Raw genomic sequence first — 9,248 nt, forward strand, 5'->3', positions numbered from 1 at the left:
GAGCGCGCTGACCGACCGAGAGGACTCGACTCGTGCCGACCGGCAGCACCGAAGCCGAACCCACGACCGACCGGGACCCTGCGGCGTTCAAACGCCACAGAAACCTGTTCCGTGCCGTCGCCCGCCGCCAGAACCCCCGGCTGCGCCGCACCGACATCACGGTGACCGACGAGCGCATCGTCAAACGCGCCGTGAAGGCCGCCGCGCTCGGCAACGCCATGGAATGGTTCGACTTCGGCATCTACAGCTACCTCGCGGTCACCATCGGAAAGGTCTTCTTCCCCGGCGGCAGCGACACCGCCAGCCTGCTGTCCTCCTTCGCCACCTTCGCCGTCGCCTTCCTCGTACGCCCCATCGGCGGCGCGTTCTTCGGACCCCTCGGCGACCGCGTCGGCCGCAAGAAGGTCCTCGCCCTCACCATGATCATGATGGCCGCGGGCACCCTCTGCATCGGCCTGATCCCCTCGTACTCCGCCATCGGCCTGTGGGCCCCGATCCTGCTGATCGTCTTCCGCATGATCCAGGGCTTCTCCACCGGCGGCGAATACGGCGGCGCCTCCACCTTCATCGCCGAGTACGCGCCCGACAAGAGGCGCGGCTTCTTCGGCAGCTTCCTGGAGATGGGCACCCTGGCCGGCTACACCGGCGCCGCCGGCCTGGTCCTCATCCTCAACACCACACTCGGCTCCGAGACCATGCACGACTGGGGCTGGCGCATCCCCTTCCTGGTCGCCGGACCCCTCGGCCTGGTCGGCCTCTACCTGCGGATGAGGCTCGACGAGACCCCCGCCTTCCAGAAGCTCGAAGCGGCCCAGACCCACAACGGCGACGCCTCCGTCACCGAGACCGAAGCCGACTTCTCCCACCTCTCGGAGAACGCCCCCAAGAAGAAGCTCGGCGAGATCTTCTCGCAGCAGTGGCCGATGCTGATCCTGTGCATCGCGCTGGTCGGCGCGTACAACATCTGCCACTACATGCTGCTCTCCTACATGCCGACCTACCTGACCGACACCCTCCACTACGACGAGGCACACGGCCTGCTGATCGTCATCGGCACCATGGCCGTCCTGATGTGCATCATCAGCAGCGTCGGCCGGCTCAACGACCGCTACGGCCGCAAGCCCCTCCTGATGACCGGCATGCTCGGCTTCTTCCTCCTCTCCATCCCCGCCTTCCTGCTGGTCAAGCAGGGCAGCATGGCCGCGATCATCCCCGGCATGCTGATGCTCGGCCTCTCCCTGGTCTGCCTCCTGGGCACCATGTCCGCCGCGCTCCCCGCCCTCTTCCCCACCAGCGTCCGCTACGGCTCCCTCTCCATCGGCTACAACCTCGCCGTCTCCCTCTTCGGCGGCACCACCCCCCTGGTCATCACCGCCCTCATGGACGGCTTCGGCGGCAACGACATGATCCCCGCCTACTACGCCATGGGCGCCGCCCTCGTCGGCGCCATCGCCGTAGCCTGCATGAAGGAAACCGCCCAACAGCCCCTGGAAGGTTCCCCGCCCGCCGTGGCCACCAAGGAGGAAGCCGTGGAGATGGTGACGGCTCAGTCGCCGGATCCGCGGTTCTGAATCCGGCGGACTTCCGGTACGGCGGCCCTCGTCCATGGCGGACGGGGGCCGCCGTTCTGTTGGGCCGTCTGGCGTAACCGGGCGGGGGTGGGGGTCGTTGAGGAGTTCGAGGGTGCAATACACAGCCGAAGAACGTAACGGGGGGTCACATGCCGGTAAGTCCCTATACTCGCGAGCGGTTGGCCGAGGCGGCGGCTTCGTCTCATACGTTGTCGGAGGCATTGGTCGCATTAGGTGTGGACCCGAAGGGGACGGGGCGTCGCTACATCCGTGAGCGCATGAAGTCGATGGCCATCGACACGTCGCATTTCACGGGTGACGGTGTCCGCTGGACCAGGGCAGTGCCGGAGCCCGCAGTGGCTTCCTCCTCGAACATGTGCGAGGTACTGCGGTATCTGGGCCTTGAAGTGGTAGGCGGCTATCACACTCACATCAGCCGCCGTATCCGTGTCCTGGGAATCGACACCTCGCATTTCACTGGCCGAAGCCGAGCGAAACCGGCCTCCCGCCGCCGGTGCGGTGATCACCTGCTGGTGGAAATGCCGGCCACCGGCGCCCGCCGGGTGCAGAGCAGCAGCTTGAAGGCGGTCATGCTGGCCCATGGCGTGACGGATCAGTGCACGATGTGCGGTACGGGACCGGTCTGGCGCGGCAACACCATCCCGCTGGAAGTCGATCACATCGACGGCAACTGGCGGAACAACCGCCTGGAGAATCTCCGAATCCTCTGTCCCAACTGCCACTCGGTGACAGACTCCTACCGCGGCCGCAGCAAAGGCACCAGGACCGGGCGGGCAGGTGCGCAGCGGTGAGCAGCAATGTGCGCTACACCCGGGAACTGCTTCACGAAGCCGCTCGGTGCTGCAAGAACATCGACGAGGTCATCGCCTTCTGCAGCGTGCACCCCTATCACCAGCTCCGACGTCACATTTTGCGACGCTTCGCCCACTTCGGCATCGACGTTTCGCATTTCGAAGCCGTGGGCCACCGGACCGCGCATCCGCGGCCCACAAAGGAAGAGCTTCAAGGCGCCGTCGCCTCCTGCAGTTCTGTAGCAGCCGCCCTGCGGCATCTGAAGAGGCCGGTGAATACCCGTACCCGACGGCTGTTCCGACGCTGGGTCGACGAGTACACCATCGACACCAGCCATTTCCTGGGCCAGGCTCACCAACGGGGAAAGAAGACGCACAACCAACGAGCCGCACACGACATCCTCAGGAAGCAGGAAACCGGACGCCGCACGGGCACATCGCTGCTGCGGCGGGCGTTGCTGGAGAGCGGCGTCGCCGACCGGTGCGCGGAGTGCGGAATCGGCCCGGTGTGGCACGGCCGACCGATGACACTGGAGATCGATCACGTCAACGGCGACTGGAGCGACGACCGGCAGTGCAATCTCAGGTTTCTCTGCCCCAACTGTCACGCGGGCACTTCCACTTGGTGCCGGGGCGGTCGCCGTAGGGTGTAGCTCTCCTACGGTGTTCGCCACCCAGTACCATGGCAGTGCCCAGCGGCCGTGATGTAACAGGCAGCCATGCTGGTTTTAGGTACCAGTGGGGGTAATTCCCCGTGAGGGTTCGAGTCCCTCCGGCCGCACGCCTTTGAATCGAAGGCCCGGCCCCGTGACGTACGGGGCCGGGCCTTCGTCGTCCGGCGGAGTGCCCGCGCCCTCAGCCCACCAGCTCCCGCACCACCGGTACCAGCCCCCGGAACGCCTTGCCGCGGTGGCTGATGGCGTTCTTCTCGTCGGGGGTCAGTTCGGCGCAGGTGCGGGTGTCGCCGAGGGGCGCCAGGATCGGGTCGTAGCCGAAGCCGCCGGTGCCGGCGGGGGTGTGGCGGAGGGTGCCTTCGAGGCGGCCCTCGACGACGCGTTCGGTGCCGTCGGGGAGGGCGAGGGCCGCGGCGCAGGCGAAGTGGGCCGCGCGGTGGCCGTCGGCGATGTCGGAGAGCTGGGCGAGCAGCAGGTCGAGATTGGCCTGGTCGTCGCCGTGCCGGCCGGCCCAGCGGGCGGAGAAGATGCCGGGGGCGCCGCCGAGGACGTCGACGCACAGGCCGGAGTCGTCGGCGACGGCCGGGTGGCCGGTGGCCTGCGCGAGGGCGTGGGCCTTGAGGAGGGCGTTCTCGGCGAAGGTGACGCCGGTTTCCTTGACGTCGGGGACGTCCGGGTAGGCGTCGGCGCCGACGAGTTCGACGTCGAGGTCGGCGGCGGCCAGGATGGCGCGGAGTTCGGTGACTTTGCCGGCGTTGCGGGTGGCGAGGATCAGGCGTTTCATGAGGCCCGATTATCCCGTCGCGCAGCTCTTGGTGAGTGCGCCGGCCGCGTCGCGCAGTGCGGTCAGGTCGGGGGTGCGGCCGGCGCGTACGGCATCGTCGGCCTTGTCCAGGGCGTCGGTCAGGCCGCTGAGGGCCTTTTGGACGTCGGGGTCGTCCGTCGTCTTGCGGATCTTGCCGAGGTCGTCGTTGAGCCGGTCGATGGCGCGCTCGGCGTCCTGGGGGCTGTCGGCGGCGTTGCCGAGGTCCTGTGTGAGGGAGGACAGGTCGTTGGCGAACGTCGTGGCGGTCTTGGCGCAGCCGACGGCCTTCTCGACCGCTCCGCAGGCGGTGAGGAGCGGGACGGCGAGGGCGGCCGCCGCCAGGACGGCCGCGGTGGTGGCCGCGGGGCGGCGGTCCGTGGTGCGGCGGAGTGCGGTACGGCGGCGTAGAGCCATGGAACGGTCCTCCCCTGGGCGTGCCGTGCACGGTCGGTGCACCGGTATCAGGGAGAACGCTGTCGGGCGGGCTTTGGTTGCCGGGTCCGGGAGTGTCGGAGGGGCCGGCAGCGCCGGGGTGGTACGGAACGGTGCGGGGCGTGCGCCCCGCGCGTCACATGAGGCCGGTCTGGGTGAAGAGCATGGCCAGGACGACGACGAGAGCCCAGCCGACGATGTGTTCCAGCAGGTTGTTGCCGTCCTTGGGCCCGCCGGTGCGGGCCCGGGACAGGGTGGCGGAGGCGTCGGCTGCGGCAGCCGTGGCAGCGGAAGTGGACATGTGTTCCACGGTGCGCGGCCGGTCGGTGTTTTCCTAGAGACGCAGATCCCACGAGGGAAAGGTCACAGGGGGCGCTCGACGGGTGGCCGCGGGCCGCGCCGGCCCGCGGTGGCGGGGGCCGGCGCGTCAAGAGGCCCGTACGGCGGTGGGGTCCGTCAGAGGGTGCGGGCGAGGGCCTCGCGCTGGGCGGCGTCGAGGGACGCGCAGCCGGCGACGGCCAGGTCGAGGAGGGAGTTGAGCTCCTCGCGGGCGAAGGGTTCGGCCTCGGCGGTGCCCTGGACCTCGACGAAGCGGCCGTCGCCGGTGCAGACGACGTTCATGTCGGTCTCGGCGCGCACGTCCTCCTCGTAGCAGAGGTCGAGCATCGGTACGCCGCCGACGATGCCGACGCTGACGGCGGAGACGGTGCCGATGAGCGGCTGGCGGCCGGCCTTGATGCTCTTCTTGGCCTGGGCCCAGGCGATGGCGTCGGCGAGGGCGACGTAGGCGCCGGTGATGGCGGCGGTCCGGGTGCCGCCGTCGGCCTGGAGGACGTCGCAGTCCAGGACGACGGTGTTCTCGCCGAGGGCCTTGAAGTCGATGACGGCGCGCAGTGAGCGGCCGATGAGGCGGGAGATCTCGTGGGTGCGGCCGCCGATCTTGCCGCGGACGGATTCGCGGTCGCCGCGGGTGTTGGTGGAGCGCGGCAGCATGGAGTACTCGGCGGTGACCCAGCCCTCGCCGCTGCCCTTGCGCCAGCGCGGGACGCCCTCGGTGAGGGAGGCGGTGCAGAAGACCTTGGTGTCGCCGAAGGAGATCAGTACGGAGCCTTCGGCGTGCTTGCTCCAGCCGCGTTCCATGGTGACGGGGCGGAGCTGGTCGGGGGTGCGGCCGTCGATACGAGACATGGCCCCGACCCTATCGGCTCGGCAGAGGGGCGGGTTCCGGATCGGGTGAGGGCCTGGTGAGGGCCCGTCGGGTGAGGCGGGGTGCGGGTGCGTACGCGCGTCCCGGCCGTATGTCGTACGTGTGTACCGCGCCGTCCGTATGTGTGTGTGCGCGTACCGGCCGACCGTACGGACGCGTATTCCGGCCGTCTTTACGGTACGGAGGCGCACACCGGCCGTCCTCATGTGCGTACGCGTAACCGGCTGTCCGTACGCATGCCGGAGCCCCGGTCCGTCGCCGGGGGCGGCGGGCGGCCGGGGCCCGGCGGGTGAGCGGTCAGCTGCTCACATCATGTCTTCGATCTCAGCGGCGATCGGGTCGGCGTCGGTGCCGATGACGACCTGGATGGCGGTGCCCATCTTCACGACGCCGTGCGCGCCGGCGGCCTTGAGTGCGGCCTCGTCGACCAGCGAGGGGTCGGCGACCTCGGTGCGCAGGCGGGTGATGCAGCCCTCGACCTCTTCGATGTTGTCGAGGCCGCCGAGCCCGGCGACGATCTTCTCAGCCTTGCTGGCCATGTCCACTCCTGCTTGTCTCGGCCACCGGCGGTCGGTGCCGCGCGGTGATCACACGGTAACGCACGTTCAGCCCAGTTACCCGGGCATGTGCCCGCGCTCTGGCGAATGATGGCGACCACCCGGCAGCGCTTTTCCGGGGGTCCGAAACGCACTACAAGTGGTCTACACCATCAGTATGCGGTACGTAGCGAGCCGGCCCGCTACGGGTCGGCGGCCGGGAGGACGCGGATGAGTTCGAACGCGGCAGCGGCGGGAACGAAGAAGCGGTCGGCGGGGCTGTTCCAGGGCCTGCAGAAGATGGGGCGCAGTCTCCAGCTCCCCATCGCCGTGCTGCCGGCCGCGGGCATCCTCAACCGGCTCGGCCAGCCGGATGTCTTCGGCGCGGACGGTCTGGGCTGGGAGCACGTGGCGAAGGTGTTCGCCGGTGCGGGCGGCGCGCTGCTGGATTCCTCGCTGGGCCTGCCGCTGCTGTTCTGCGTCGGTGTGGCGATCGGGATGGCGAAGAAGGCGGACGGTTCGACGGCGCTGGCGGCGGTGGCCGGCTTCCTCGTGTACTACTCGGTGCTGCACCAGTTCCCGCAGGACTGTGCGGCGGGGGCCACGTACGCCACGGCCGGGCAGTGGGGCGGGGTGTGTGTCGACGGGAGCGGCAAGGCCACTCCGGCGGCCTTCCAGAATCCGGGGGTCTTCGGCGGCATCGTCATGGGTTTCTTCACCGCGTGGATCTGGCAGCGCTGCCACCGGGTGAAGCTGGTGGACTGGCTGGGTTTCTTCAATGGGCGCCGGCTGGTGCCGATCATCATGGCGTTCGTGGGGCTGGCCTTCGCGGCGCTGTGTCTGTGGGTGTGGCCGCCGGTCGGTGACGCGCTGACCGGCTTCAGCGAGTGGCTGACGGATCTGGGGGCAGCCGGTTCGGGCGTTTTCGGGGTGGCGAACCGGGCGATGCTGGTGATCGGGATGCACCAGTTCCTGAATACGTTCATGTGGTTCCAGTTCGGTGATTTCACCAAGCCGGACGGTACGTCGGTGCACGGTGACGTCAACCGGTTCCTGGCGGGTGATCCGACGGCCGGGCAGTTCACCACGGGTTTCTTCCCGATCATGATGTTCGCGCTGCCGGCCGCGGCGCTGGCGATCACGCACTGTGCCAAGCCGCACCGCCGCAAGGAGATCGGCGGTCTGATGCTGTCGGTCGGCCTGACGTCCTTCGTCACGGGGGTGACCGAGCCGATCGAGTACTCGTTCCTGTTCGTCGCGCCGGTGCTGTACGCGATCCATGCCGTGCTGACGGGGGTGTCGATGGCGGTGAGCTGGGCGCTGGGCGTCAAGGACGGGTTCAGTTTCTCGGCGGGTCTGATCGACTACGTGATCAACTGGGGGCTGGCGACCAGGCCGTGGATGATCATTCCGATCGGTCTGTGTTTCGCGGTCGTCTATTACGTGCTGTTCCGCTTCGTGATCACCAAGTTCGACCTGCACACTCCGGGCCGTGAGCCGGAGGAGGTGGAGGAGGAGCTGACGAAGGAGAATACGAAGTAGGGGGGCACGGCGGGCGGGGGCGCGGGAAGGCTCCGGACGGGCGGGGCGGGGTGATCGGGCGTACGGCCCGGGCCGACCGGCCCTTGCGGCCGCGGCACTTGTAGGCCGCTCGGCATGTGATCTAAACCTTTGGGAACAACGGATTCCTTTATGTGTGGGCGACATGCTAAGAATGGTCTAAACCACTGAGTGGTGTAGACCAAGCCGGCGGGCCGTCCCCTTTCTCCGAGAGCCCGCCTCACCAGGAGGAATCCGATGAGTTCGGCCACCGCTTCGGCGGCTCCCGACAAGAAGCGCCGCGGCGCCGGCGCCATGGCCGTCGCCCAGCGCATCGGCCGCAGCCTCATGCTGCCGATCGCGACGCTGCCCGCCGCGGCGCTCATGGTCCGGCTCGGCCAGCCGGACATGCTCGGCAGGGAGTCGTTCCCCGCGTTCCTGAACAAGATCGCGGAGTTCATGGCCGCCGGTGGCGGTGCGCTCCTGGACAACATGCCGCTGCTGTTCGCCGTCGGTATCGCCATCGGCTTCGCCAAGAAGGCGGACGGCTCGACCGGCCTGGCCGCCGTCGTCGGCTACCTGGTCTTCAGCAAGGTGCTGGCGACGTTCGGGGACGACAGCCTCCCGAAGATCGCCAAGGTGGTGGACGGGAAGATAGTCCAGGAGGCCGCGCCCGCCGACGCCAAGGTGCTCGGCGGCGTGGTGATGGGCATCGTGGTCGCCCTGCTCTACCAGCGCTACAGCCGCAAGAAGCTGCCGGACTGGCTCGGCTTCTTCAGCGGCCGCCGCCTGGTGCCGATCCTGTCGTCCTTCGCGGGCCTGGTCATCGGCATCGTCTTCGGTTACATCTGGCCGGTTCTCGGCGCCGGTCTGCACAACTTCGGTGAGTGGCTGGTCGGCTCCGGCGCGGTCGGCGCGGGCATCTTCGGCGTCGCCAACCGCGGTCTGATCGCGGTCGGCATGCACCACCTGCTGAACTCCTTCCCCTGGTTCCAGGCGGGCGACTTCGAGGGCAAGCACGGCGACATCGCCCGCTTCCTGCAGGGCGACCCGAGCGCCGGCCAGTTCATGACCGGCTTCTTCCCGATCATGATGTTCGCGCTGCCCGCCGCGTGCCTGGCGATCGTGCACTGCGCCCGCCCCGAGCGCCGCAAGGTCGTCGGCGGCATGATGCTCTCGCTCGCCCTGACCGCCTTCGTCACCGGCGTGACCGAGCCGATCGAGTTCACGTTCATGTTCATCGCGCCGGTGCTGTACGCGGTGCACGCCGTACTGACCGGTGTGTCGATGGCGCTGACCTGGGCGCTGGGCATGAAGGACGGCTTCGGCTTCTCGGCCGGCGCGATCGACTACCTGCTGAACCTGGGCATCGCGACCAAGCCGCTGATGCTGGCCGTGGTCGGCCTGTGCTTCGCGGCCCTGTACTACGTGATCTTCCGGTTCGCGATCATCAAGTTCAACCTCAAGACGCCGGGCCGCGAGTCCGACGAGGAGATCGCCGAGATGCAGAAGGTCGAGGGCAAGTAGGCCCCGGCCGCCCGGCCCGTACGCGGCAGGCCCCCGTGACCACATGGTCGCGGGGGGATGTCGGTTCCAGGCCTGGGGTGGGGGGACCACTTTATGTACATGGACCCGGTGCGCGCCTCCAACCCCAGCACCCACCCCCCCCCTT

General features: G+C 68.7%; 10 protein-coding genes and 1 tRNA gene. 6 read left to right on the forward strand and 5 right to left on the reverse strand.

The features are described 5' to 3' along the window. The first annotated feature begins 32 nt into the window (after nt 1-32). The 4 genes from ACZ4Z1_RS14455 to ACZ4Z1_RS14470 all read left to right on the forward strand — a co-directional run bounded on the left by ACZ4Z1_RS14455 (nt 33) and on the right by ACZ4Z1_RS14470 (nt 3,164). Nucleotides 33-1,571, forward strand: a complete 1,539-nt coding sequence (locus tag ACZ4Z1_RS14455; RefSeq protein ID WP_468486899.1) for an MFS transporter — start codon at nt 33-35, stop codon at nt 1,569-1,571. A gap of 149 nt (nt 1,572-1,720) precedes the next feature. Next, entirely contained in the window at nt 1,721-2,383 is a 663-nt protein-coding gene (locus tag ACZ4Z1_RS14460; protein WP_468486900.1) for an HNH endonuclease signature motif containing protein, read from the forward strand. After that, the gene (locus ACZ4Z1_RS14465; RefSeq protein ID WP_468486901.1) at nt 2,380-3,036 is read left to right on the forward strand and encodes an HNH endonuclease; all 657 of its coding nucleotides are present in this window, start codon (nt 2,380-2,382) and stop codon (nt 3,034-3,036) included. The genes ACZ4Z1_RS14460 and ACZ4Z1_RS14465 overlap by 4 nt, the downstream gene beginning before the upstream one ends. Before the next feature lie 42 nt (nt 3,037-3,078). Beyond that, nucleotides 3,079-3,164, forward strand: a tRNA-Leu gene (locus tag ACZ4Z1_RS14470). 74 nt (nt 3,165-3,238) lie between these two features. Here the strand turns inward: ACZ4Z1_RS14470 and rdgB are convergent. The 5 genes from rdgB to ACZ4Z1_RS14495 form a co-directional block, all read right to left on the reverse strand. Beyond that, on the reverse strand, nt 3,239-3,841 hold the full coding sequence (rdgB, locus tag ACZ4Z1_RS14475) for an RdgB/HAM1 family non-canonical purine NTP pyrophosphatase (protein WP_468486902.1): 603 nt from the start codon (nt 3,839-3,841) through the stop codon (nt 3,239-3,241). Nucleotides 3,842-3,850: 9 nt separating this feature from the next. Then, the gene (locus ACZ4Z1_RS14480; protein WP_468486903.1) at nt 3,851-4,276 is read right to left on the reverse strand and encodes a hypothetical protein; all 426 of its coding nucleotides are present in this window, start codon (nt 4,274-4,276) and stop codon (nt 3,851-3,853) included. A gap of 154 nt (nt 4,277-4,430) precedes the next feature. Continuing rightward, entirely contained in the window at nt 4,431-4,595 is a 165-nt protein-coding gene (locus ACZ4Z1_RS14485) for an SCO1431 family membrane protein (protein WP_468486904.1), read from the reverse strand. 155 nt (nt 4,596-4,750) lie between these two features. Further along, nucleotides 4,751-5,482 carry a ribonuclease PH gene (gene rph, locus ACZ4Z1_RS14490; RefSeq protein WP_365835374.1) on the reverse strand — a complete coding sequence of 244 codons (732 nt, stop codon included), beginning with the start codon at nt 5,480-5,482 and terminating at the stop codon, nt 4,751-4,753. 324 nt (nt 5,483-5,806) lie between these two features. Then, nucleotides 5,807-6,040 carry a PTS sugar transporter subunit IIB gene (locus ACZ4Z1_RS14495; protein WP_003986022.1) on the reverse strand — a complete coding sequence of 78 codons (234 nt, stop codon included), beginning with the start codon at nt 6,038-6,040 and terminating at the stop codon, nt 5,807-5,809. 228 nt (nt 6,041-6,268) lie between these two features. Between ACZ4Z1_RS14495 and ACZ4Z1_RS14500 the strand changes: the two genes are divergently transcribed. Then, on the forward strand, nt 6,269-7,579 hold the full coding sequence (locus ACZ4Z1_RS14500; protein WP_468486905.1) for a PTS transporter subunit EIIC: 1,311 nt from the start codon (nt 6,269-6,271) through the stop codon (nt 7,577-7,579). A 255-nt stretch (nt 7,580-7,834) separates the two neighbouring features. After that, a complete protein-coding gene (locus ACZ4Z1_RS14505; protein WP_468486906.1) occupies nt 7,835-9,103 on the forward strand; it encodes a PTS transporter subunit EIIC in 1,269 nt (422 codons plus the stop codon). Nucleotides 9,104-9,248 lie beyond the last annotated feature (145 nt).

The organism is Streptomyces sp. NPDC030165, from assembly GCF_055573595.1.

Excerpts from the sequence above, each read along its gene's own strand:
- ACZ4Z1_RS14460 (WP_468486900.1), top strand. The coding sequence starts at position 1,721 with ATGCCGGTAAGTCCCTATACTCGCGAGCGGTTGGCCGAGGCGGCGGCT.
- ACZ4Z1_RS14485 (WP_468486904.1), bottom strand. The coding sequence starts at position 4,595 with ATGTCCACTTCCGCTGCCACGGCTGCCGCAGCCGACGCCTCCGCCACC.
- ACZ4Z1_RS14480 (WP_468486903.1), bottom strand. The coding sequence starts at position 4,276 with ATGGCTCTACGCCGCCGTACCGCACTCCGCCGCACCACGGACCGCCGC.
- rdgB (WP_468486902.1), bottom strand. The coding sequence starts at position 3,841 with ATGAAACGCCTGATCCTCGCCACCCGCAACGCCGGCAAAGTCACCGAA.
- ACZ4Z1_RS14500 (WP_468486905.1), top strand. The coding sequence starts at position 6,269 with ATGAGTTCGAACGCGGCAGCGGCGGGAACGAAGAAGCGGTCGGCGGGG.
- ACZ4Z1_RS14495 (WP_003986022.1), bottom strand. The coding sequence starts at position 6,040 with ATGGCCAGCAAGGCTGAGAAGATCGTCGCCGGGCTCGGCGGCCTCGAC.
- rph (WP_365835374.1), bottom strand. The coding sequence starts at position 5,482 with ATGTCTCGTATCGACGGCCGCACCCCCGACCAGCTCCGCCCCGTCACC.
- ACZ4Z1_RS14505 (WP_468486906.1), top strand. The coding sequence starts at position 7,835 with ATGAGTTCGGCCACCGCTTCGGCGGCTCCCGACAAGAAGCGCCGCGGC.